Below are 21,432 nucleotides of genomic sequence, written 5' to 3'. Positions count from 1 at the left end.
ACGAGCCGCCGACCGGCGACCGGAAGCAGCCGTTGCGCCGATGGCCGGCGGCCCCGGCCCGGTGAGAATGACCCGCGAGGCGGCATCCGACACCCGCCCGTGGAACGCGGTGGAGTCTGTCGCATGAGCGGCTGGGAACTGTCCGGCTACACGCCGGTCCGCCGGCTCGGCGCCGGCGCGTCCGGCAGCGTCGTGCTCGCCACCCACGACCGGACCGGCACCCCGGTCGCGATCAAGTACCTGGTCCGCGACCTCGGCGAAGACTCGTCGTTCCGGACCGCCTTCCGCACCGAGGCCCGGCTGCTCGGCGAGATCGACGACCCGCACGTCAGCCGCCTCTACGAGTACGTCGAGTCCCCGCACGGCGCGGCCATCGTGATGGAACTCGTCGACGGCGTGTCGCTGCGCCAGATGCTGCGCGCGCACGGCCCGACCACGCCCGAGGCCGCGCTCTGCGTCCTCAAGGGCTCACTCGCCGGTCTGGCCGCCGCGCACCGCCACGGCGTCGTGCACCGCGACTACAAGCCGGAGAACGTGCTCGTCACCGGCGCCGGCTTGAGCAAGCTCGCCGACTTCGGCATCGCCATGCCGATCGGCGAGGGCTCCGACACCACGGTCTCCGGCACGCCCCGCTACATGGCCCCCGAGCAGTGGACCGGCGCCCCCGCCGCCCCGGCCTGCGACGTCTACGCCGCCACCGCCACGTTCTTCGAATGCCTGACCGGGCGGCCCCCGTACCAGGGACCGGACCTGCTCTCCCTGCGCGACCAGCACGCCTTGGCGCCGATCCCCGCCGAGGCGGCGCCCCCGCCGGTGCACGAGCTGCTGCGCCACGGCATGGCCAAGCGCCCCGACGAGCGGCCCGAGTCCGCCGAGGCGTTCCTCGGCCTGCTGGAACAGGTGGCCGGCGTCGGCTACGGCCCGGAATGGGAGGAACGCGGGCTGCGTGAGCTGGGCCGCCGGGCAGCGCTGCTGGCCGCGCTGTGGCCGTTCCCCGAGCGGGCCGAGGGCGCCACCGCCGTCGCCCACACCGAGGTGGCGAACACGGCGCTCGGCGCGCGCTCCGGCCGGCGCGGACTGTTCCGCAAGGGCCGCACCCGTACCGCGCTGGCCGCCGGCGCCCTGGCCGCTGCCGTCCTGGCCGGCGGCGCCGGCTACAGCTACGCCGCCAACGACGGGACCGACGCCGCCGCCCCCACCGGCCCGGCGACCGCCGCCCCGGCCACCGCCGCGCCGCCCACACCGGACCCGACCGCCGCCGAGACGCCGAGCCCGTCGCCGACGCCCACCCCGTCCACCGCGTCACCGGACGCGCCGTCGGCCACCCCCGACCGGACCGGGTCGCCGACCCGCACCGGCACGCCCACCCCCAGCGCGTCACGCAGCACCAGCCCGCCGCCGCCGGACGTGACCGCGCCGGTCGTGGACGGGGTACGCGCCGACCCGGGCGAGCTGGACCCGAAGGGCTGCCCCTACGGCGCCAAGAGCAGCACCGTCACCGCCACCGTCACCGACGACCGCAGCGGCCCGGCCGCGCTGACCGTCGACTTCGGCTACACCCTCGACGGCGCCACCGGAACGATCCGGATGGCCGCCGCCGGCCGCGGCGTGTTCACCGGCACGCTGGGCCCGCTGTCCACACCCAGGCGCAGCGCCCGCATCCCGATCCGCGTCACCGCCGCCGACGCCGCCGGCAACACCACCACCTCGGCGTCACCGGTGTACGTGACGCTCTACCACGACTGCACCCCCGGCTAGGAGTACGACAGTGCCCGCTGCCCAGCACCGCAGCCCGTTCCGGGGACGGCCGGCGTGACCCGGCCCGACGAGCCCACCGAGGCGCTGCCCACCCGCGCCCTGCCGGTGACCCCACCCGGGGACGCCGACACCGCCGAGCCGACCGTCCACCTCGTCGCGCCCCGCGCCACCACCGAGGCGCAGCCGACGGTTTCTCTGTCTTCGGTGAACGCGGAGCCGACGGTGCCCCTCTCCGTGGACGATGCGGAGCCCACTGTGTCGTTGCCGGCAAGCGGCGCGGACCGGACCGTCTCCCTGTCCGGGGTGAGCGCGGAACCCACCGTGTCCGTGCCGGTGGACGGTGCGGAGCCGACTTCGCCGATCGCCGTCGATCGCGCGGAGCCGACGGTGCCGCTCGCCGTGGACGGTGCGGAGCCGACAGTGCCCCTGTCCGCGGTGAGCGCGGAGCCGACCGTTCCACGTGCGGCCACGGCGGACACCGGCGACGCGGAACCCACCGTGCATCTCGCCCGGCCTGAGGCGGAACGGTCGCCCGCTGCCGAACCGACCGTCCACCTGAGCCCGATCCCGGCCGAGGACGACCGCACGGCAGACCTCACCGCTCCGGCCAGAACGGCACCGGCCGCCGGGGAGCCGGCCGGCGTCCCGCGTCCGGCCGCGGACAGCTCAGCGGAAGAGGCGACCGCGGACCTTCGGTCCGGCGCGCAGAGCGACGTGACGGCCCAGACCCCGGCCTCGGGCAGTGCTGCGGGAGAGCCGACGGTGAGCCTGGGTCCGGTTCCGGGTGACACGGCAGGCGAGCCGACGGCACATCTGCCCGCGTCGGGAAGCACCGCAGGGGAGGCGACAGCGCGCCTGCGCCCGGCCCCCACGGATGAGGCGACGACGCAGCTTCGCCACGTCCCGGACAACGCGGCCGGGGAGCCCACGGTGAGCCTGCGTCCCGTCGTGGGCCGCCCGGCCGAGGAGCCGACAGTGAGCCTGCGTCCGCTTCCCGAGGGCGCGGTCGGCGAGGCGACGGTACCTTTCCGTCAGGCCCCGACCCCGGCCCCGGCCTCGGCCCTGACTCCAACTCCGACGCAGCCCCAGCCCCAGCCCCAGGCCCCCCCGGTTCAGGCTCAGGCAACGGCTCCGACCGCGGCCCGGGGCACCGCGACCGGGCAGGCGACAGTGCGTCCGCGGCCGGCGCCGCCGACCAGGGGCCCGGGCGTGGAGCCGACCGTGTCGTGGCAGCCCACCGGCGTACCGCATGGGCACCAGGCCGGCGGGCCGCCGACGGTGACGGGCGTCGGGGCGTACCCGGATCGGACCGTGGGCGCGCGGGCGGTGAGCGGCGCCCCGGCGCCCGCGCCCGGCGGCGAACTGCGCTTCGGGCCGGGCGTGCCGGTGACGCCGCCGCCCGCACCGCCCTGGCCGACCGCGCCCCCGATCCGGCCGCGGCCGGTCTGGCGGCGTGTCGTCTCGGTGCTGTCCACGCTGCTCGCCGCCGCGCTGCTGCTGACGGTCGGCCTCTACCTGTGGCAGCGGCTGCGCCCGATGGAGGTCGAGCAGGTGTCGGTGGCGGCGACCCGGCCGGCCGGCGTCGCGTGCGACGTGACGGTGGACGTGGTGGCCACGGTACGGACCAACGGGCGCGCCGGAACGATCCGCTACCAGTGGTTCCGCTCGGACGCCCCGCCCGGCGCGCTGCTCACCGAGCGGGCCGGCAGCGGGCAGCACACCGCGACCCTCACCCTGAAATGGACGTTCACCGGAGTGGGCACGACCAGCGGAACGGCCACCGTCAACATCATCGAACCGGCGCCGATGCAGGCCGGCGCCCGCGTCAGCTACCGCTGCCCCGGCGGCTGACCGCGTTTCCCCGCGCGCGGGTCCGGGTAGCCCCACCCGAACAAACCTGGACCATGTGCGTGGAGGCCCTTCGATGAGAGACAACTTCGGGGACGCGGTGGGCGACGCGTTCCGATCGGTGATGCTGTTCCTGCCCAAGGCGGTCGCGTTCGTCGCCATCCTGGTCGCCGGCTGGCTGGTCGCCAAGGCCGTCCGGAAGCTGGTGGACAAGGTTCTGGAGCGTGTCCACTTCGACCGCGCCGTCGAGCGCGGCGGGATCAAGACCGCGCTCGCCCGCTCCAAGTACGACGCCAGCGACATCGTCGCCAAGCTCGCCTACTACGGGGTGCTGCTGGTCACGCTCCAGCTCGCGTTCGGCATCTGGGGCCCCAACCCGATCTCCGACCTGATCGCCGGAGTGATCGCCTGGCTGCCCCGGGCGTTCGTCGCCATCGTCATCGTGGTGGTCGCCGCGGCCATCGCCCGTGCCGTGAAGGACATCATCTCCAGCGCGCTCGGCGGCCTCTCCTACGGCCGGGTGCTGGCGAACCTCGCCTCGGTGTTCATCCTGGGCCTCGGCGTCATCGCCGCGCTCAACCAGATCGGCGTCGCGACCACGGTCACCACCCCGGTGCTGATCGCGGTGCTCGCCACAGTGGGCGGCATCCTGGTCGTCGGTGTCGGCGGCGGCCTGATCCGGCCGATGCAGAGCCGCTGGGAGAACTGGCTGACCCGGGCCGAGGAGGAGTCGCGCACCATCGCCACGCACGCCCGCGCGTACCAGGCCGGACGCCGCGACGTCGAGGCCCGGCTGGCCGCCGCCGGACCGTACGCGGACTCCGAGCTGACCCAGCCGGTGAGCCGGGACACCGAGGCGGACCGGACGCAGCCCGTCCCCGCGTACCCGGGCACCCAGCCGGCGACGGCCGCGGGCGACGCCGACGTCACCGCGCCGGTGCCGCCGCAGGCGGGCGTGGAGGCCACGCAGCACATTCCGGCGTACGCGGACTCCGACCGCGCCCAGCCGACCACCCCGCGTCAGCCGGCCGCCGAGCAGGCTGCGGACAGCGAGGCCACCATGGTCATCCCGCAGGCCGACGTGGAGAAGTTCCGCCGCTGACCCGGCAGCCGTGACACTCGGGGCGGGACCGCAGGGTCCCGCCCCGATCCGCGTGTGCGGGGGACCTCTTGCGGGCCGGACGCCGGTTAGGATCGCGGCATGACCTGGCGATGTTGATGCCTCACTGAGCGACGAGGCCGCGGGCCGCCGCGGACGCCGTGCATTCCGGCCGGTGTCCGTCACGTCCCGTGGGAAGGTTCCATGCTCGTCGCTCCTGCCCGCGTGCCCGCGACCCGCCGCCTGGCGGCGACGCTCTACGGGTACGCGTTCCTCACCGACCTGGTCCTGCTCTACCCGCTCTACGTGTTGCTGTTCGCCGACACCGGGTTGTCGGTCGGGCAGATCTCCTCGCTGTTCGTGCTCTGGGCGGCCGCCGGCATCGTGCTGGAGGTGCCCTCCGGGGTCTGGGCCGACGCGGTGTCGCGCCGGCTGCTGCTGTGCCTGGCGCCGCTGCTCGCCGCCGCCGGTTTCGCGCTCTGGGTGCTGCTGCCGTCCTACCCGGCGTTCGCCGTGGGTTTCCTGCTCTGGGGCGCCGGTGGCGCGCTGCGCTCGGGCGCGCTGGAGGCGCTGGTCTTCACCGAGCTGGAGCGTCTCGGCGCGGCCGACCGGTACGCCCGGCTGATCGGCCGTGCCCGCACCGCCGAGGTGCTCGGCGCCGTCGGGTCCGGGGTGCTCGCCGGGCCGGTGTACGCGCTCGGCGGCTACCTTGCGGTGGGCGCGGCCAGCGTGGCGGCCTGCCTGGTGGCGGCAGCCGTCGCGGCCCGCTTTCCGGAGCACCGCCCGCCACCCGTCGCGGCGCTGCCTGCCGTCGCGCCGGTCGTGCCGCTCCCGAGCGTCGTGCCGGGCGGATCGCTTCCGCGCGCCGCCGTGGCCGCGCCGACGCCGAGCGCCGTGCCCGATGGGCCGGTCTCGAGTGACGAGCCGGGGGAGCGGCCGGGTGATGACGAGCCCGGCTGGCTCGACAGCCTGCGCCTGGGCCTCGGCGAGGTGCGCGCCGACCGTCGCGTCCGCGCCGCCGTGCTGCTTGTCGCGGCCGTCACCGCGATCTGGGGTGGGCTGGACGAGTACACCGGACTGCTGGCCGCCGACACCGGCATGGCCGAGGTGGGCGTGCCGCTGCTGCTCCTGCTGGTCTGGGCCGGGATGACTGTGGGCGGGCTGCTCGCACCGCTGGGCGAGCGGCTGTCCCACCGGGGGTACGCGGGTCTGCTGGTGTTCGCGGCGGGCGCGACGGCGGCCGGCGCGCTGCTGCGGCATCCGGCCGGTTTCCTGCTGCTGGCTGCCGCGTTCGCCGCGTTCCAGCTCGCCACGGTGCTCGCCGACGTGCGGCTCCAGGCCCGGATCGCCGGGTCGGCCCGGGCCACCGTCACCTCGCTCGCCGGGATGGCCACCGACCTGACCGTCGTCGCCTTCTACGGCGGGTACGGGCTGCTCGCCGGCGCGGTCGGCAACCCGGCGGCCTTCGCGGTCGCGGTGCTGCCGTACCTGCTGGTGGCGTGCTGGCTGCTCACCGGACGAGCATGAATAGCCAGAAAAGGGACCAATGGTCGCGTTTGCGGCCTAGCGTGGGTCCGGAAATCGGCGACCCCGGGGAGACGATCGCGGTGACGTTGGAAGCAGAGCGCATGCTGCAGGACGAGGACCTGACCGGGCTGGCGGAGCTGGCAGCCCAGCTGCGGGTGGACGCGATCCGGTGCAGCACGACGGCCGGCTCCGGGCACCCGACGTCAAGCCTCTCCGCCGCCGACCTGCTCGCCGTGCTCGTCGCCCGGCACCTGCGCTACGACTGGTCCTACCCGGACAACCCCGGCAACGACCACCTGATCTTCTCCAAGGGACACGCCTCGCCGCTGCTGTACGCGGTGTTCCGGGCCACCGGCGCGATCAGCGAGCAGGAGCTGCTGGAGACGTACCGGCAGGCCGGGTCGCGCCTGCAGGGCCACCCCACGCCGGTGCTGCCGTGGGTGGACGTCGCCACCGGCTCGCTCGGGCAGGGACTGCCGGTCGGCGTCGGGGTGGCGCTCGCCGCCCAGTACCTCGACCGGTCGCCCGCGCACGTCTGGGTGCTCTGCGGCGACAGCGAGACCGCGGAAGGCTCGGTGTGGGAGGCGCTGGACAAGGCCGGGCACTACGGGCTGCGCAACCTCACCGCGATCGTGGACGTCAACCGGTTCGGCCAGCGCGGCCCCACCGAGCTGGAGTGGGACCTGGACACCTACCGGCGTCGCGTCGAGGCGTTCGGCTGCCGGGCCATGGTCATCGACGGCCACGACCTGGGCGCGATCGACGAGGCGTACGGGCAGGCGCGCGAGGCCACCGGGCCGATGGTGGTGCTGGCCCGCACGGTCAAGGGCAAGGGCGTGCCGGAGGTGGAGAACGACCCGGCCTGGCACGGCAAGGCGTTCGACCCGGAACTGGCCGACCGGGCCGTGCGGGCGCTCGGCGGCCCCCGGCGCATCCGGGTGGCCGGTCCGAAGCCACCGCCCGCGCCGCGCACCGCCCCGGCCGAGCACGGGCAGCCGCAACTGCCCCGGTACGAGCGTGGGACGAAGGTGGCCACGCGGGACGCGTACGGTGACGCGCTGCACGCCCTCGGCGCGGCCCGGCCCGACGTGGTCGCGCTCGACGGCGAGGTCAGCGACTCCACCCGGGCCGAGCGCTTCGCCGCCGCGTACCCCGACCGGTTCTTCCAGATGTTCATCGCCGAGCAGCAGCCCGCCGCCGCGGCGGTGGGCCTGGCGGTACGCGGCTACCGGCCGTTCGCGGCCACCTTCGCCGCGTTCTGGACCCGCGCGTACGACTTCATCCGGATGGCCGGCGTGTCCCGGGCCGACATCGCGCTCGTCGGCTCGCACGCCGGGGTGGAGATCGGCCCCGACGGTCCCTCCCAGATGGGGCTGGAGGACATCGCGGCGCTGCGCGCGGTGCCCGGCTCCACGGTGCTCAGCCCGGCCGACGCGGTCTCCTGCGCGGCCCTGGTCGCCCAGCTTCCCGACCACCCGGGCATCAGCTACCTGCGCACCACGCGCGGCAAGTACCCGGTGCTCTACGACGACGGCGAGCCGTTCCCGATCGGCGGCAGCCGGATCGTGCGCGACGGCGGCGACGTGGCGCTGCTCGGCACCGGCGTGACGGTGCACCTCTGCCTCGCCGCCGCCGACGAGCTGACCCGCGAGGGCATCGACGCGCGCGTGATCGACATGTACTCGATCAAGCCGGTCGACCGGCAGCGCCTCGCCGAGACCGTCGTGGAGACCGGCGGGCGGCTCGTGGTGGTCGAGGACCACTACCCGCAGGGCGGGCTGGGCTCCGCGGTGCTGGAGGCGCTCGCCGACCTGGGCGAACCGGCCCGGGTCAACCACCTGGCGGTACGCGGGCTGCCCGGCTCCGGCACCCCCGCCCAGCAGCTCGACCTGGCCGGCATCGGCGTCGGCGCGATCGTCTCGGCGGCGCGGTCCCTGGCCTGAGATCGTGCTCGCCGGGTCCTGGCTCGGGGCGGTGTTTGCCGCGGCCGGCGGCGGGTAGCCACGCTGCCGTTGCGACGGGAGGAACCGACCATGGCCGAACCGGAGTTCTACGCGCGGGTGTCCGCCCGCGCCGGCGTGCCGGTGGAGACGGCCCGCGCGCTGACCGAGGCGACACTGCGCACGCTCGCCGAACGGATCAGCGGCGGCGAGGCCGACGACCTGTCCGCGCACGTCGCGCACGAGCTGCGTCCGCTGCTGGCCCGCGCCCGGGTCGAGGACCCCGAGGTCTTCGGGTACGACGAGTTCCTGCGCCGGGTCGCCGAGCGCTCCGGCGCGACCCCGTCCGACGCCGAGCGCGGCGCCCGGGCGGTGCTGCAGGCGCTGCACCGGGTGCTCGGGCCCGCCGGGTTCAACCGCGCGCTGTCCCAGCTGCCGCGCGAGATCGGCGAGCTGGCGCAGCCCACCCCGCGCCCCGCTTAGCCCCCGTGAAAGGAAGGGCCCCCTGTTAACGCCTCCGGTAGAGGAAGGGCCCCTTGTTAACGCCCAGCGCTTCCCGGCCGTGCGGCGTCACTCGGGCGGCGCGTCCACGTAGACCCAGCGGCCGTCCTCGCGGGCGAAGCGGCTGTGCTCGGCCAGCACTCCCGCCCGGCCGTCCTCGCGGTAGTGCGCCCGGAACCGGACCGTCCCGGCGCTGTCGAACAGGCCGCCCTGCCCGGTCTCCAGGATCTCCAGCCGCAGCCAGCGGGTGCCCGGGTCCAGCTCCAGCCGCTCCGGCCGGGTCGTCGAGTGCCAGCTGTGCCGCAGGTACGCGGCGTCGCCGAGCGCGAACGCGCTGAACCGGGACCGCATCAGCGCCTCCGCGGTCGCCGCCGTCGCCTCACCCCGGTGGACCGGGGCGCAGCAGTCCGCGTACGGCCGGCCGGTGCCGCACGGGCAGGCCGTCGTCCGTTCACCCCGTTTCGCCATGCCACGATTCTCCCAAGCCGCGGGGAGGTGTTAAGAAGGGGCCCTTCCTCTACCGGAGGCGTTAACAGGGGGCCCTTCCTTAAGCCCCGGACGCACTACGCTTTCTGCACCATGAGTGTGAGTCCTACTCAGCGTGTCCTCGATCCCGCGCAGGTCCGCCGCTACCTGACCGCCTCGCTCGGGCCCGACGCTGAGGTGGAGGGCTGCGGTCCGCTGTCCGGTGGCGGCTTCGCCGCCGTCTGGTGGGTACGCCTGGCCGATGGCCGGGACGTGGTGCTCAAGGTCGGTCCGCCGCCGCACGTGCCGCTGCTGCGCTACGAGCGGGACATGATCGGCGCGGAGGCGCACTACCTGCGCCTGGTGGCGGCGCGGGCGCCCGCGGTGCCGGCCCCGGCGCTGCTGCACCACGGCCGCCACCCCGACCTGGGCGACTGGCTGCTCATGGCGCGGCTGCCCGGTCGTACCCTCTGGGACCTGACGCAGGCCGGCGCGGACGTCGGGCCGCTGCGTGCCGAGTTCGGCCTCGCGTTGACCGCGTTGCACGCCGTCACCGGCGAGCGGTACGGCTACGACGGCGGCCGGGCCGGCGGCGCGACGTGGCGGGACGCCTACACGGCCATGATCGACGACATGCTCGCCGACGCCGCCGACTGGGCGGTGCCGCTGCCGGTGCCCGCGTCCCGGGTCCGCGAGCTGGTGGCGCGGCACGCGGGGGTGCTCGACGCGGCACGCCGCCCGGCGCTGCTGCACTTCGACGGCTGGGCCGGCAACGTGCTCGCCGTCGACGGGCCGGACGGCGAGCCGCGCCTGAGCGGGCTGGTCGACGGCGAACGGTACCTGTGGGGCGATCCGCTGATGGATCTGGTGTCGCCGCTGCTGTTCCGCCGCGTCGAGGACGAGCCGGGCGACCCGCTGGTGCGCGCCTACCGGACGGTGGCGCCGTTCCCGCTCGACGCCGGGGTGCGGCGGCGGCTCGGCCTCTACCGGCTCTATCTCTACCTGCTGATGACCGTCGAGATGCCCAGCCGCAACATCACCGCCGACAGCGACCCGGGCCGGGTGGAGCTGCTGGCGAAGCTGCTCGGCGCGGAACTGGACGACCTGGCGGGCTGAGCGGCCGGGTCAGCGGGCGGCGGTGGCGAAGACCACGATGTTGTCCGGGTAGCTGCCGGTCCGCGGGTCGAACCGCCCGCCGCAGGTGATCAGCCGCAACCGGGGCGCCGCGTCGCCGCCGTAGACCCGCGCCGTGGGGAAGCGTTCCTTCGGGTACGCCCCGACGCCGTCCACTGTGAACGTCGCGGTCCGGCCGTCGGCGCGCAGCACTCGGATCGTGTCGCCGGGGCGCAGCCGGCCGAGGTCGAAGAAGACCGCCGGGCCGTGCTGCGAGTCGACGTGCCCGACCAGCACCGCGTTGCCGGCCTGGCCGGGGGCGGGACCGGGGTGGTACCAGCCGGTGACCTCCGGGCGTTCCAGTGGCGGGACCTCCAGCGCGCCGTCGGCGTCGGTGGCCACCGGCACGATCTCGGCGTCGACGCCGATGCGGGGGACGGTGACCCGCACCGGCGCGGATCGGGGCAGCGCCGCTCCGGCGGTCCCGGGGCGTTCGGTGGCGGGCGCGGCGGACGCGCCGGGCTGCGGTGGTGTCGTCGACGTGCTGCCGAGCCCGGCCGAGACCAGTCCGGCGCCGGTGGCGGCGGCCACCGTGACGGCGCTGACCACCACGGCGGTGCGCAGCCGGGATCGGCCGCCGTGTTGCGACGGGGACAGGGTGCCACCTCCGTCCGGCAGGGAGGCGCCGCCCGCGCCGGGTTGTGCCGGCGCGGGCGGTCGCTCGGTGAGCCGCTCAGGCGACGGCGCCCGCCCGGCGCCGGCGGATGACCGCGTACGCGCCACCGGCGAGCGCCCCGGTGGCCAGCACGCCACCGGCGATCAGCACCCCGGTGTCGCCGTCGCGTCCGCCGCCGCCGGCCTGCGCGCCGCCGATCGGCGTGACGGTGAACGTGGCGCTGCCGCCGTCGCTGCCGTCGCCGCAGGTGGTGGCGACCGTGTACGTGCCGAGCGTGAACCCGGCGGTGAACAGTTCGGCGCTCAGGCCACCGCCCGCGGCGGCCGTGGTGGACCGGACGTTCTGGTCCCGGTCCGGGCCGGTGACCCGGAAGATCGCGTCACCGGCGTTCGGGTTGCACGTGGTGGTCAGCACGACGGTGCCGCCGACCGGGGTGGTGGCGGGTGAGACTCTGGTGTCCGCCAGCGCGGCGGCCGGGAGCAGCAGTGCGCCGAGGCCCACGCCGAACGCCGCCGATCCGAGAAATGACTGTGCCTTCATCCGCGTCTTCCCTCACTTTTCGTCCGCTGTAGGCGTGGGACGTCGTTCGGGTGGCCAACTCCGTGACGAGCACCGGTGTGGCCAACACTAGGAGGGTTGCGGCGCTCACTGGGGGTAATTGAGAAATCTTCGTTGCCGTCCGGTGTGCTCCCTGCCGCCACCGGAGGGTGGACATGCCGGGCCAGGCCGGGCGGCGTGCCGTCCCGGTTCGGCGCGTCTGGGTCCGCTGTCCGGTTCGCCCTACCGGACCGGCGGTTCCGGCCGGACCAGCCCGGTGTCGTACGCGAGCACCACCGCCTGGATCCGGTCGCGCAGGCCGAGCTTGGTGAGGATCGCCGAGACGTGCGTCTTCACGGTGGCGGTGCTCAGGTGCAGCCGCGCGGCGATCTCCGCATTGGACAGTGCCCGCGCGGTGAGTGTCAGCACCTCCCGCTCGCGGGCGGTCAGCGCGGCGAGCGCGTCACCGGTCGGCGCGGGCGCGGGCAGCCGGTCGGCGTACCGGTCCAGCAGCCGACGGGTCACAGTGGGCGCGAGCAGCGCCTCGCCCCGGGCCACCACGCGTACCGCCTCGGCGAGGTCGGCCGGACGGGTGTCCTTGAGCAGGAACGCGCTTGCCCCGGCGCGCAACGCGGCGTAGACGTGCTCGTCCAGGTCGAACGTGGTGAGGATGACCACCCGGGCCGGGTTGCCGGCGGCCACCAGGTCCCGGGTGGCGGCGATGCCGTCGCGCCGGGGCATCCGCACGTCCATCAGCACCACGTCCGGCCGCGTACGGGTCGCCACCGCCACCGCCTCGACGCCGTCGGCGGCCTCGCCGACCACGCTCAGGTCGGGCCGCGCGTCGAGGACTGTGCGCAGCCCGGCGCGGATCAGCTCCTGGTCGTCGGCGACCACCACCCGTACCGTCATCGGGCCGCCTCCACCGGCAGTCGCGCGTGGACCCGGAACCCGCCGGCCGGCAGCGGGCCGGCGTCGAGCGTGCCGCCGAGCAGCCGGGCCCGCTCCCGCATGCCGACGATGCCGCGCCCGACTGTCGTGCCGGGGCGGCGGGCGGGCGCCGGGCCGTCGTTGACGACCTCCAGCCGCAGTACGCCGTCGCGGTAGTGGACGTCCACGTCGGCGGATGTGGCGTGCCCGTGGCGCAGCGCGTTGGTCAGCGACTCCTGCACGATCCGGTACGCCGACAGCTGCACCCCGCCGGGCAGCGCCTCGCCGTCGCCGTCGCGCCGCAGCGTTACCCGCAGGCCCACCGCCCGTACCGCGTCGGCGAGCGCGTCGAGCTGCGCCAGCCCCGGCTGTGGTCCGTCCGGTTCGGATCCGTCGTCGAGCGCGAGCGCGTGCAGCATGGCCCGCAGTTCGGTGAGCGCCGAACGGGCCGCCGCGTCGATCGCGCCGAGAGCGGCCCGGGCCTGCTCCGGCTGCTCGTCGAACACGTCCTCGGCGGCGGCGGCCTGCACCGCGATGACCGCGACGTGGTGCGCCACCACGTCGTGCAGCTCGCGGGAGATGCGTTCCCGCTCGGCCGCCAGCACCTGCCGTTCCCATGCGCAGCGCCGTTGTGCCTGAGCCCGCTGCAACTCGCCGAGCGCCCAGGCCAGGGCCAGCGCGGTCACCGCCAGCAGCAGGTCCCGCCAGCCGCCGGTGACCAGCTTCCACGGGGTGGGCGCCAGCAGCAGCCCGAGCGCGACGAGCGAGTACCGGGGCGGGCGCAGCCGGGCCACGTACGCCATCGGCACCGCGACCAGGCCGAGCCAGCCGAGCTGCGGGCAGAGCGCCTCCAGGCCGACGCCGGCCAGCGCGGCGAAGCCGATTGCGTACGCCGGGTGGCGCCTGATCCACAGCAGACAGCTGGCCTGCGCGACGGCGAGGCCGACCGCGACGGCTGTCGCGCCGCTCGTGTCCGGGCCGGCGTCGGAGGCCAGCAGCGCGAGCAGGCACACGGCGAGGCTCACGGTGGCGATGCCGCCGTCGAGCAGCAGCAGGAACCGGGACCGGGACGCGCACCTCATGTCCGGATGCTAGGCCGCGGGCTCACCGGTTCTCATCGGTCGCCAGACGGAGATCCGGGCCGGTGATCGGTCCGGCGACGGAGCCGGAAACCGCTCCGCGGCGCGATCCGCGCGGGGGTCCGCCGGACCTAGCGTCGGCGGCAGTCGTCCCGATGCCGAGGAGCCACCGATGGAAACCACGATTCCGACCGCCGCCACCCGTCCGACCCGCCGCCGGGTGCGGCTGCTGACGGTGCTCGCCGCCACCGTGGCCACGCTGCTGGGCTGGGTGATCGCGGTCCCGCTGGCCGGGGTGGAGCTGACCGCGCGCACCGGTTCCGACGTGCAGCGGGTGACGCCGGTGGCGGTGGCGGTGAGCACGTTGCTCGCCGGGCTGGCGGGCTGGGCGCTGCTGGCCCTGCTGGAACGGCTCACCGCCCGTGCCCGGACCGTCTGGACGGTGGTCGCGGCGCTGGTGCTGCTGGTGCCCCTGCTCGGGCCGCTGGGCGGGGGAGTGGGCCGGCCGGCGACGCTCACGCTGGTGGCGTTTCACCTGGTCGCGGGCACGGTGCTCATCACCGGCCTGCGCCGCGCCGCCGGGTGACGGGGCCGGGCCGCCGCGACGGGGGCAGGCGGCCCGGCCCTCAGAACTAGCCTCCTAGGACGCCCCACGCGACGTGACCCCGGAAATTCCTGCGCCACCGATGTCGAGAACGGACGGGCGGCTTCGTCCCCGGAGTGAACGCGGCCAGAATGGGTCGCACCCTCCACGAGGAGACACTCATGAAGTACCTGCTCCTGAAGCACTACCGCGGCGGCCCGACCCCGGTCACCGACATGCCGATGATCGACAAGTGGACGCCGGAGGAGATCACCGCGCACGTGAACTACATGCAGGAGTTCGCGGCCCGGCTCCAGGAGAGCGGCGAGTACGTCGACGGCCAGGCGCTCGCCCCGGAGGGCACGTTCGTCCGCTACGACGGCGAGGGCCGCCCGCCGGTCACCGACGGACCGTTCGCCGAGACGAAGGACCTCATCGCCGGCTGGATGGTGATCGACGTGGACAGCTACGAGCGGGCCGTCGAGCTGGCCGGGGAGCTGTCGGCCGCGCCCGGGCAGGGCGGCAAGCCGATCCACGAGTGGCTGGAGCTGCGCCCGTTCCTGACCGGGCCGCCCACCATCACCGAGTGACCTGTCCGATGGACGAGGTCGCGCTCCGCAGCCTCATCCCGGGCGTGCTCGGTGTCCTCGTCCGCCGCGGAGCCGACTTCGCGGCGGCCGAGGACGCCGTGCAGGACGCGCTGGTCGAGGCGCTGCGCGCCTGGCCGGCCGACCCGCCCCGCGACCCGTTGGGCTGGCTGGTCACAGTGGCCTGGCGGCGGTTCCTGGACGCGGCCCGCTCCGACGCCGCCCGGCGTCGACGCGAGGACCTCGTCGAGGAGGAGCCGCCGCCCGGCCCGGTGTCCGCCGTGGACGACACGCTGCGGCTCTACTTCCTCTGCGCGCATCCGTCGCTGAGCCCGTCGTCTGCTGTCGCGTTGACGCTGCGCGCCGTCGGCGGGCTCACCACCCGGCAGATCGCGCAGGCGTACCTGGTGCCGGAGGCCACCATGGCGCAGCGGATCAGCCGGGCCAAGCGCACCGTCTCCGGGGTCCGCTTCGATCAGCCCGGTGACGTCGCCACCGTGCTGCGCGTGCTGTACCTGGTGTTCAACGAGGGCTACTCCGGCGACGTGGACCTGGCCGCCGAGGCGATCCGGCTCACCCGGCAGCTCGCCGCCGCGATCGACCACCCCGAGGTGGCCGGGCTGCTCGCGCTCATGCTGCTGCACCACGCCCGCCGCGCCGGCCGGACCGCGCCGGACGGCAGCCTGGTGCCGCTGGCCGAGCAGGACCGCAGCCGGTGGGACACCACGCTGATCGCCGAGGGCGTGGCCATCCTGCAGACCGCGCTGTCCCGCGACCGGCTCGGCGAGTTCCAGGCCCAGGCCGCGGTAGCGGCCCTGCACGCGGACGCGCCCACCGCCGCCGACACCGACTGGGTGCAGATCGTCGAGTGGTACGACGAACTGGTCCGCCTGACCGGCAACCCGATCGCCCGCCTCAACCGGGCGGTGGCGGTCGGCGAGGCGGACGGCCCACGCGCCGGGCTGGCGGCGCTCGCGGCACTGGACGACACGCTGCCCCGGTACGCGGCGGTGGCCGCCTACCTGCACGAACGCGACGGCGACCCGGACCGGGCGGCCGCGCTGTACGCGGAGGCGGCCCGTCGCGCGTCCAGCCTGGCCGAACGCGACCACCTGAACCGGCAGGCGGCCCGCCTCAACTCCCGCCGCGCATAAACCGGTCGGCGGGGATCGTCGTCGCTGGTAATTTGCCTCGCCGTGACGGGGGAACGGCTGGGCGGGCGCTTCGCCCGACTGTGGACGGCGAGCACGCTGTCCGCGCTGGGAAGCGGGACGGCGACTGTGGCCGCGCCGCTGTACGTGGCGTCGATCACCGACGATCCGCTGGTGGTGTCGGCCGGGGCGGCGGTGTCGTGGCTGCCGTGGCTGCTGTTCGCGCTGCCCGGCGGCGTGCTGGCCGACCGGGTGGACCGGCGGCGGCTGATGGTGCTCATCGACTGGGTACGCGTCGGCGCGCTCGCCGTGCTCGCGGTGGCGATGCTGGCCGACCGGGCCGGGATCGCGCTGCTGTACGCGGTGCTGTTCGTGGTGAACACCGGCGAGGTGGTGTTCCGTACCGCCGCGCAGGCGGTACTGCCGGCGGTGGTGCCGCGCTCGATGCTGGAACGCGCCAACGGCTGGCTGGGCGGCGGCACGCAGGTGATGCAGAACATGATCGCCGGGCCGGTGGGCGGGTTCCTGTTCGTGCTGGCGGCGTCGCTGCCGTTCGCGCTCAACGCCGGCACGTACGCACTCAGCGCCGTGCTGGTCGGGCTGCTCGCCGGGACGTACCGTGCCGGGCCGGCGGCGGACGGCCGGCGTTCGGTGCGGGCGGAGGTCGCGGAGGGGTTCCGCTGGCTGTGGGGTCAGCGGCTGCTGCGCACCATGACGGTGCTGATCGGCCTGCTCAACGTCACGCTCACCGCCGCGGTGGCGGTGCTGGTGCTGCTCGCCACCGAGCGGCTGGGTCTCGGCTCGGTCGGCTACGGCGCGTTGTTCACCTGCATGGCCGTGGGCGGCGTGCTCGGCTCGGTGGTGGGGGACCGGCTGATCGCCGCCATCACGCCCACCTGGACGGTGCGGACGGGTCTGCTGATCGAGGCGGGGCTGCACCTGGCGCTCGCCGCGTCCCGCAGCGCGGCGGTGGTCGGGTTCGCGCTGTTCGCGTTCGGGGCGCACAGCGCGCTGTGGAACATCGTGGTGAACTCGCTGCGGCAGCGGCTCACCCCGCCGGCGCTGATGGGCCGGGTCGGCAGCACGACGTTGTTCGTCGCGGCTGGTGGCAACTGCGTCGGCGCGCTGCTCGGCGGCGTGGTGGCGGCCCGGTTCGGCATCACCGCGCCGTACTGGGTGGGTTTCGTGGTGGCGGTCGCGGTGGTCGCCGCGACGTGGCGGGTCTTCGACCGGGCGACGGTGGCCGCCGCCTACGCCCAGCCGGCCCCGCAGGAGCCCGCCCCGGTGGCCTGAGCGCGGGTCGGCCGGTGACCGTGCCCGCCGATGTGACAGCGTGGTCGGGTGCAGGCATCCTCAGCGGTCGACGTCGACCTCGCGCTGGTCGGCGGCGGCGGCGCCGCGTCCCTGGTCCTGGCCGCGCTGGACCGGCACGGCGTGTCCGGGCTGCGGGTCGCGGTGGTGGACCCGGTGCACAAACGCGGCCAGGACCGCACCTGGGCGTTCTGGGGCCTGCCCGGCGACGACCTGGACCCGCTGCTGAGCGCGAGCTGGTCGCAGGTCGACGTGGTCACGCCCGCCGGCCGCCGCGTCCTGACGCTCGACCCCCTGCGGTACGCCATGCTCCGCTCCGCCCCGGTCTACGACCGGGCTGCCGAGGCCGAGCGGCGGCTGGACGCGGTCCGGATCAGCGCCCCGGCGGGGGAGATGCACGACGACGGGCAGCGGGTCACGGTCCGCGACCCGGACGGGCGGGACCTGGTCCGGGCCGGCTGGGTGCTCGACTCGCGGCCCCGGCGGCCGAAGCGGCCGGGGCGCACCAGCTGGTTGCAGCACTTCCGCGGCTGGTGGCTGGCCGCCGACCGGCCGACCTTCGACAGGCAGCGGGCGGTGCTGATGGACTTCCGCACCCCGCAGCCGCAGCGCGGCGTCTCCTTCGGGTACGTGCTGCCTGTCGACGACCGGTTCGCGCTCGTCGAGTACACCGAGTTCGGGCCGGCCCTGCTCGACGACGCGGGCTACGACGCGGCGCTGCGCGGATACGCCGACCTGCTCGGGCTGGACCTGACCGCGCTGCGGGTGCGGGAGGTCGAGGACGGCGTGATCCCGATGACCGACGGCCCGTTCGAGTCCCGCCCGAGCCCTCGGGTGGTGCGGCTGGGCACCGCCGGTGGGGCGACCCGACCGTCCACCGGGTTCACGTTCTCCGCCATGCTGCGCCAGGCCGACCAGGTGGCAGGGGCGCTCGCCGCCGGCCGCCCGCCGGTGCCCGCGCCCGCGTACCCGGGGCGGCACCTGTGGATGGACGCGGTGGCGCTGCGCGCGCTGGACCGGGGGCACGTCGGCGGGGTGGAGTTCTTCGAGCGGCTGTTCGACCGCAACCCGCCGGAGCGGGTGCTGCGGTTCCTCGACGGCGTGACCAGCCCGGCCGAGGACCTGGCCGTCATGCGGTCCAGCCCGCTGCTGCCGATGACCGGCGCGGTGCTCGGCGACGCGGCCGGCCGGCTGCGGGCCCGCCTGCGCCGCTAGTCTCGGTGGCCGGTCGCCTCGGTGACGCGGTCGCGCACCAGCGTCCGTAGTTGCTCCATCGGGTCGCCGTCGCCCGCGCCGAGCCGGTTGCGCACCGCCGCCACCGTCAAACCCAGTCCCGGGTACGCGAACGCGAGGCTGCCGCCGCTGCCGGCGGTGCCGAACGATCCGTCGTCCTCGACCGCGTACCCGAGCCCGAACGTGCTCTCCTGCCCGAACACCCACTCCTGCGCGCGTACCGCCGGGGCGGACACCTCCCGCATCCGCGCGGCGGAGATCAGCCGTACCCCGTCGACCGGGCCGAGCAGCGCCGCGTACATCCGGGCCACCGCGCGGGCGCTCATCGTGCCGACCGACGGCACGTCGGCGCGCAGCACGTCGGGGCGGGAGCCGATGACGGTGTCCGGGCGCACGCCGGGTGGGGCGACCGCGTCGAAGTGCGGCAGGTTCGCTCCGGCCCAGGTCATCAGCGCGGACAGGCCGGCGTCCTCCAGCCGGGCCAGCCGGGGCAGGTCCGCCTCCGGTACGCCGAGGAACAGTTCCCGGTCCACGCCGAGCGGCCCGGCCACCTCCTCGGCGAGCACCCGCGACACCGGGGCGCCGGTGACCCGCCGGACCACCTCGCCGAGCAGCCAGCCCCACGTCCAGGCGTGGTACGCCAGCCGCTCGCCCGGTGTCCACAGCGGCCGCGCGTCGGCGAGCAGCTCGCACATGCGCGTCCAGTCGGTGAAGTCCTCCGGCGTGACGTCGGCGGGCAGCGCGGGCAGGCCGGCGGTATGGGTGAGCACGTGCCGCAGCGTGATGCCGTCCTTGCCGTGCCGGGCGAACTCCGGCCACACCGCTGCGAGCGGCAGGTCGTAGTCGAGCCGCCCCTGCTCGGCCAGCACGTGCACCACGGTGGCGGTGAGGCCCTTGCCGGTGGAGACCGCGTGCACGGGCGTGTCGGCGGTCATCGGCCGGCCGGTGGCGGTGTCGGCGAGCCCGGCCTGCTCGGTGACGATCGCCACCCCGTCCAGGTACACGGCCACCTGCACGCCGGCCTCCCGGCCGGAGGAGACCAGCTCGTCGATCCTCGCCCGTACCTCGGCCCGCAGGCCCGCCCACCGCGTGTCCACGATCACGCAGCGTGCCAGACCGCCGCGCCGCCGTCGTCTGCTTTTCGCTCAGCGGGCGAGTGTCGTCGGCGTGCTGCCGGTGGTGCCCTGCGTCGGCAGCGGGCTCGTGTCGCCGGTGAGCAGCCGGGCGCGCAGCGCGTCGATCGTCTGCGCGTCGACACCGAGCCGGCCGGTCACGTAGCCGTGCACGGAACCGTGGGCGGCCCGCAGGTCGGCCAGCACCAGCCGGATGATCTCGGCGGGCGCCCGCCCGTACGCGGGCCAGCCGGGCGTCGCGCCGCCGTTGCGGTCCCGCCACTCGGCGACCAGTCGCTCGGTGGCATGCTCGGTGAGCGCGAAGTCCGCAGCGATCTGGTCGTCGTCCACGCCGAGCACTGACAGCACCAGCGCGGCGAGCAGCCCGGTGCGGTCCTTGCCGGAGGCGCAGTGGAACACCAGTGGGTGCTCGCCGTCCGCGATCACCTCGATCGCCCGGCGCAGCTCGACCACGCCGTCCTCGGCCACCTCGGCGTACCGGTCGGCCAGGTAGCGCCACGGGTCCACGCCGGGATCGATGTCGGCCTGCACGTACGGCCGGTGCTCGATGCTCAGGTTGTGCCAGGTGACGCCGAGGCTCTCCGGTGCCCGGCCGCGGTCGGCGATCTCCCACGGGTACCGCAGGTCGATCACGGTGCGCACGCCCAGCGCGGCGAACCGTTCCAGATCATCACCGGCGAGCTTGGCCAGCGAGTCGGAGCGGTAGAGGCGGCCCCGGGCGACAGTGCAGCCGTCGCCGGTCCGCCAGCCGCCGAGGTCACGGAAGTTGCAGAGCGTGGCGAAGTCCGGGGGAGTGGTCATGCCCGCACGCTAGCCGCGCGCGGCGGGTCGGGTGGTCCCGCGTACTCGCGTACCCGGTAGGTTGCCGGGCATGGCGGAGGCGGAGACCGGCCGGGTCGTGGAGATCTGGACCGACGGCGCGTGCAGCGGCAATCCCGGGCCCGGCGGCTGGGGCGCGGTGCTGCGCTGGGGCGGGCACGAGCGGGAGCTGTGCGGCGGCGAGGCCACCCCGACCACGAACAACCGGATGGAGCTGACCGCCGCGATCCGGGCGCTGGAGAGCCTGACCCGCCCGGTCACGGTACGGCTGCACACCGACAGCACCTACGTGCGCAACGGCATCACCGGCTGGCTGAACTCGTGGAAGCGCAACGGCTGGCTGACCGCGGCGAAGCAGCCGGTCAAGAACGCCGACCTGTGGCAGGCGCTGGAGGCGGCCTGTGCCCGGCACGACGTGACCTGGCTGTGGGTGAAGGGCCACAACGGACACCCGGAGAACGAGCGCGCCGACGCGCTGGCGAACCGGGGCATGACCGAGGCGCGGAGCGGCGTCGCCGCCGCCCCGCGCACGGCTCAGCGCAGCGGGCGGCCCTCTTCGATCTCCTCCGGCTCCTCGGACGGGTCGCCGGTGCCGGAGACGGCCTCGACGTCGTAACCGGCGCGGCTGACCTCCCGCGCGGACCGGCGGTCCTCCGCGGGCAGGTCGGCGAAGTCGTCACCGGTGTCGTCGGTGGTGTGCAGGGACTCGCCCGGCGGGCGCAGGGACGCCTCGTACGCGGTGGCGCCGTCGGGTTCGTCGCCGGCCGCGCGGCCGAAGGACTCTTCACTGGTCATGTCGCACTCCTGCCCGCAGCGGGTGACGGCAAACGTCCGGCGGCGTGTGCCCGGTCGGTGGCCTGCGTCGGTTCCGTGGCTCGCGCCCGTTTCAGCGGGCGGCGTCCGGTCCGCGGGCCGCGTCCGGGTGGGTCGGCATCGAGGAGCCGCCCGAACTGCTGCCGGATGCGCCGCCCGCCATGCCCGAGCCGTCGTCCTCGGTCACCTCGTCCGGTTTCGGCGCGCCGGGAGCGGGCGCCGGCACGTCGGTGTCCGCGGCTGTCTGCACCAGCGGAACCTGCCCGGCCTCGTCCTCGGCGTGCGCCGGGTCCACCGGCTCCTGACCGTCGCGTGCCCGATACCCCACC

At 75.3% G+C, this 21,432-nt stretch carries 23 protein-coding genes; 13 read left to right on the top strand and 10 right to left on the bottom strand.

The features are described from left to right. Positions 1-123 precede the first annotated feature (123 nt). Positions 124-1,758, top strand: a complete 1,635-nt coding sequence (locus tag MicB006_RS11750) for a serine/threonine-protein kinase (RefSeq protein WP_116505933.1) — start codon at positions 124-126, stop codon at positions 1,756-1,758. On the opposite strand, the gene MicB006_RS31990 is transcribed toward MicB006_RS11750, so the two are convergent. After that, positions 1,755-2,228 carry a hypothetical protein gene (locus MicB006_RS31990; protein WP_192900365.1) on the bottom strand — a complete coding sequence of 158 codons (474 nt, stop codon included), beginning with the start codon at positions 2,226-2,228 and terminating at the stop codon, positions 1,755-1,757. The two genes, MicB006_RS11750 and MicB006_RS31990, sit on opposite strands and share 4 nt — an antisense overlap. 739 nt (positions 2,229-2,967) lie before the next feature. Between MicB006_RS31990 and MicB006_RS32305 the strand changes: the two genes are divergently transcribed. The 5 genes from MicB006_RS32305 (at position 2,968) to MicB006_RS11725 (ending at position 8,655) form a co-directional block, all read left to right on the top strand. After that, positions 2,968-3,609: a hypothetical protein gene (locus tag MicB006_RS32305; protein WP_225980705.1), complete on the top strand. Its 642-nt coding sequence runs from the start codon at positions 2,968-2,970 to the stop codon at positions 3,607-3,609. Between the two features lie 73 nt (positions 3,610-3,682). After that, the gene (locus MicB006_RS11740; RefSeq protein ID WP_116505931.1) at positions 3,683-4,708 is read left to right on the top strand and encodes a hypothetical protein; all 1,026 of its coding nucleotides are present in this window, start codon (positions 3,683-3,685) and stop codon (positions 4,706-4,708) included. A 201-nt stretch (positions 4,709-4,909) separates the two neighbouring features. Then, on the top strand, positions 4,910-6,232 hold the full coding sequence (locus tag MicB006_RS11735) for an MFS transporter (RefSeq protein WP_116505930.1): 1,323 nt from the start codon (positions 4,910-4,912) through the stop codon (positions 6,230-6,232). 41 nt (positions 6,233-6,273) lie between these two features. Then, a complete protein-coding gene (locus MicB006_RS11730) occupies positions 6,274-8,175 on the top strand; it encodes a transketolase (protein WP_370013442.1) in 1,902 nt (633 codons plus the stop codon). 90 nt (positions 8,176-8,265) lie between these two features. Next, entirely contained in the window at positions 8,266-8,655 is a 390-nt protein-coding gene (locus MicB006_RS11725) for a DUF2267 domain-containing protein (RefSeq protein ID WP_116505928.1), read from the top strand. 87 nt (positions 8,656-8,742) lie between these two features. On the opposite strand, the gene MicB006_RS11720 is transcribed toward MicB006_RS11725, so the two are convergent. Next, the gene (locus MicB006_RS11720; protein WP_116505927.1) at positions 8,743-9,141 is read right to left on the bottom strand and encodes a YchJ family protein; all 399 of its coding nucleotides are present in this window, start codon (positions 9,139-9,141) and stop codon (positions 8,743-8,745) included. 111 nt (positions 9,142-9,252) lie between these two features. Between MicB006_RS11720 and MicB006_RS11715 the strand changes: the two genes are divergently transcribed. After that, complete coding sequence (locus MicB006_RS11715) at positions 9,253-10,254, top strand: phosphotransferase family protein (RefSeq protein ID WP_116505925.1); 1,002 nt, start codon at positions 9,253-9,255, stop codon at positions 10,252-10,254. A 9-nt stretch (positions 10,255-10,263) separates the two neighbouring features. Here the strand turns inward: MicB006_RS11715 and MicB006_RS11710 are convergent, their stop codons facing one another. The 4 genes from MicB006_RS11710 to MicB006_RS11695 form a co-directional block, all read right to left on the bottom strand. Continuing rightward, on the bottom strand, positions 10,264-10,908 hold the full coding sequence (locus MicB006_RS11710; RefSeq protein WP_116511368.1) for a class F sortase: 645 nt from the start codon (positions 10,906-10,908) through the stop codon (positions 10,264-10,266). Between the two features lie 76 nt (positions 10,909-10,984). Further along, the gene (locus MicB006_RS11705; protein WP_116505923.1) at positions 10,985-11,467 is read right to left on the bottom strand and encodes a hypothetical protein; all 483 of its coding nucleotides are present in this window, start codon (positions 11,465-11,467) and stop codon (positions 10,985-10,987) included. A 240-nt stretch (positions 11,468-11,707) separates the two neighbouring features. Then, a complete protein-coding gene (locus tag MicB006_RS11700) occupies positions 11,708-12,376 on the bottom strand; it encodes a response regulator transcription factor (protein WP_116505921.1) in 669 nt (222 codons plus the stop codon). Then, a complete protein-coding gene (locus MicB006_RS11695) occupies positions 12,373-13,476 on the bottom strand; it encodes a sensor histidine kinase (RefSeq protein WP_116505919.1) in 1,104 nt (367 codons plus the stop codon). Before MicB006_RS11695 ends, MicB006_RS11700 begins: the two co-directional genes overlap by 4 nt. Positions 13,477-13,645: 169 nt before the next feature. Here MicB006_RS11695 and MicB006_RS11690 point away from each other — a divergent pair, with 169 nt between their 5' ends. The 5 genes from MicB006_RS11690 to MicB006_RS11670 all read left to right on the top strand — a co-directional run bounded on the left by MicB006_RS11690 (position 13,646) and on the right by MicB006_RS11670 (position 18,320). Then, positions 13,646-14,059 (top strand): DUF6069 family protein, encoded by a 414-nt coding sequence (locus tag MicB006_RS11690; RefSeq protein ID WP_116505917.1) that lies wholly within the window; start codon positions 13,646-13,648, stop codon positions 14,057-14,059. Between the two features lie 149 nt (positions 14,060-14,208). Beyond that, complete coding sequence (locus tag MicB006_RS11685; RefSeq protein WP_192900231.1) at positions 14,209-14,646, top strand: YciI family protein; 438 nt, start codon at positions 14,209-14,211, stop codon at positions 14,644-14,646. A gap of 8 nt (positions 14,647-14,654) precedes the next feature. Continuing rightward, entirely contained in the window at positions 14,655-15,797 is a 1,143-nt protein-coding gene (locus tag MicB006_RS11680; protein WP_116505914.1) for an RNA polymerase sigma factor, read from the top strand. Between the two features lie 42 nt (positions 15,798-15,839). Beyond that, entirely contained in the window at positions 15,840-17,087 is a 1,248-nt protein-coding gene (locus tag MicB006_RS11675; RefSeq protein WP_116505912.1) for an MFS transporter, read from the top strand. A gap of 48 nt (positions 17,088-17,135) precedes the next feature. Further along, on the top strand, positions 17,136-18,320 hold the full coding sequence (locus MicB006_RS11670) for a lycopene cyclase family protein (RefSeq protein WP_116505910.1): 1,185 nt from the start codon (positions 17,136-17,138) through the stop codon (positions 18,318-18,320). Here the strand turns inward: MicB006_RS11670 and MicB006_RS11665 are convergent. Further along, positions 18,317-19,435: a serine hydrolase gene (locus MicB006_RS11665; RefSeq protein ID WP_225980703.1), complete on the bottom strand. Its 1,119-nt coding sequence runs from the start codon at positions 19,433-19,435 to the stop codon at positions 18,317-18,319. The genes MicB006_RS11670 and MicB006_RS11665 overlap by 4 nt on opposite strands. Before the next feature lie 48 nt (positions 19,436-19,483). Beyond that, the gene (locus MicB006_RS11660; RefSeq protein ID WP_116505906.1) at positions 19,484-20,272 is read right to left on the bottom strand and encodes a tyrosine-protein phosphatase; all 789 of its coding nucleotides are present in this window, start codon (positions 20,270-20,272) and stop codon (positions 19,484-19,486) included. A 70-nt stretch (positions 20,273-20,342) separates the two neighbouring features. On the opposite strand from MicB006_RS11660, the gene rnhA reads away from it, so the two are divergent. Beyond that, positions 20,343-20,906 carry a ribonuclease HI gene (gene rnhA / locus MicB006_RS11655; protein ID WP_073829397.1) on the top strand — a complete coding sequence of 188 codons (564 nt, stop codon included), beginning with the start codon at positions 20,343-20,345 and terminating at the stop codon, positions 20,904-20,906. Here rnhA and MicB006_RS11650 read toward each other — a convergent pair. After that, positions 20,825-21,085 carry a hypothetical protein gene (locus MicB006_RS11650; RefSeq protein WP_073829398.1) on the bottom strand — a complete coding sequence of 87 codons (261 nt, stop codon included), beginning with the start codon at positions 21,083-21,085 and terminating at the stop codon, positions 20,825-20,827. The genes rnhA and MicB006_RS11650 overlap by 82 nt on opposite strands. Before the next feature lie 91 nt (positions 21,086-21,176). Further along, positions 21,177-21,431: a preprotein translocase YidC gene (locus tag MicB006_RS11645; protein ID WP_073829399.1), complete on the bottom strand. Its 255-nt coding sequence runs from the start codon at positions 21,429-21,431 to the stop codon at positions 21,177-21,179. Between the last annotated feature and the right edge of the window lies 1 nt (position 21,432).

The organism is Micromonospora sp. B006, assembly GCF_003408515.1.
Lineage (GTDB): Bacteria > Actinomycetota > Actinomycetes > Mycobacteriales > Micromonosporaceae > Micromonospora > Micromonospora echinospora_A.
This window is presented reverse-complemented; position numbering and strand designations above follow the sequence as displayed.

Bases quoted from the DNA above. Each gene is read 5' to 3' on its own strand.
- MicB006_RS11750 (WP_116505933.1), top strand. From the start codon at position 124: ATGAGCGGCTGGGAACTGTCCGGCTACACGCCGGTCCGCCGGCTCGGC.
- MicB006_RS11740 (WP_116505931.1), top strand. From the start codon at position 3,683: ATGAGAGACAACTTCGGGGACGCGGTGGGCGACGCGTTCCGATCGGTG.
- MicB006_RS11735 (WP_116505930.1), top strand. From the start codon at position 4,910: ATGCTCGTCGCTCCTGCCCGCGTGCCCGCGACCCGCCGCCTGGCGGCG.
- MicB006_RS11725 (WP_116505928.1), top strand. From the start codon at position 8,266: ATGGCCGAACCGGAGTTCTACGCGCGGGTGTCCGCCCGCGCCGGCGTG.
- MicB006_RS11720 (WP_116505927.1), bottom strand. From the start codon at position 9,141: ATGGCGAAACGGGGTGAACGGACGACGGCCTGCCCGTGCGGCACCGGC.
- MicB006_RS11715 (WP_116505925.1), top strand. From the start codon at position 9,253: ATGAGTGTGAGTCCTACTCAGCGTGTCCTCGATCCCGCGCAGGTCCGC.
- MicB006_RS11705 (WP_116505923.1), bottom strand. From the start codon at position 11,467: ATGAAGGCACAGTCATTTCTCGGATCGGCGGCGTTCGGCGTGGGCCTC.
- MicB006_RS11700 (WP_116505921.1), bottom strand. From the start codon at position 12,376: ATGACGGTACGGGTGGTGGTCGCCGACGACCAGGAGCTGATCCGCGCC.
- MicB006_RS11695 (WP_116505919.1), bottom strand. From the start codon at position 13,476: ATGAGGTGCGCGTCCCGGTCCCGGTTCCTGCTGCTGCTCGACGGCGGC.
- MicB006_RS11690 (WP_116505917.1), top strand. From the start codon at position 13,646: ATGGAAACCACGATTCCGACCGCCGCCACCCGTCCGACCCGCCGCCGG.
- MicB006_RS11685 (WP_192900231.1), top strand. From the start codon at position 14,209: ATGGGTCGCACCCTCCACGAGGAGACACTCATGAAGTACCTGCTCCTG.
- MicB006_RS11680 (WP_116505914.1), top strand. From the start codon at position 14,655: ATGGACGAGGTCGCGCTCCGCAGCCTCATCCCGGGCGTGCTCGGTGTC.
- MicB006_RS11660 (WP_116505906.1), bottom strand. From the start codon at position 20,272: ATGACCACTCCCCCGGACTTCGCCACGCTCTGCAACTTCCGTGACCTC.
- rnhA (WP_073829397.1), top strand. From the start codon at position 20,343: ATGGCGGAGGCGGAGACCGGCCGGGTCGTGGAGATCTGGACCGACGGC.
- MicB006_RS11650 (WP_073829398.1), bottom strand. From the start codon at position 21,085: ATGACCAGTGAAGAGTCCTTCGGCCGCGCGGCCGGCGACGAACCCGAC.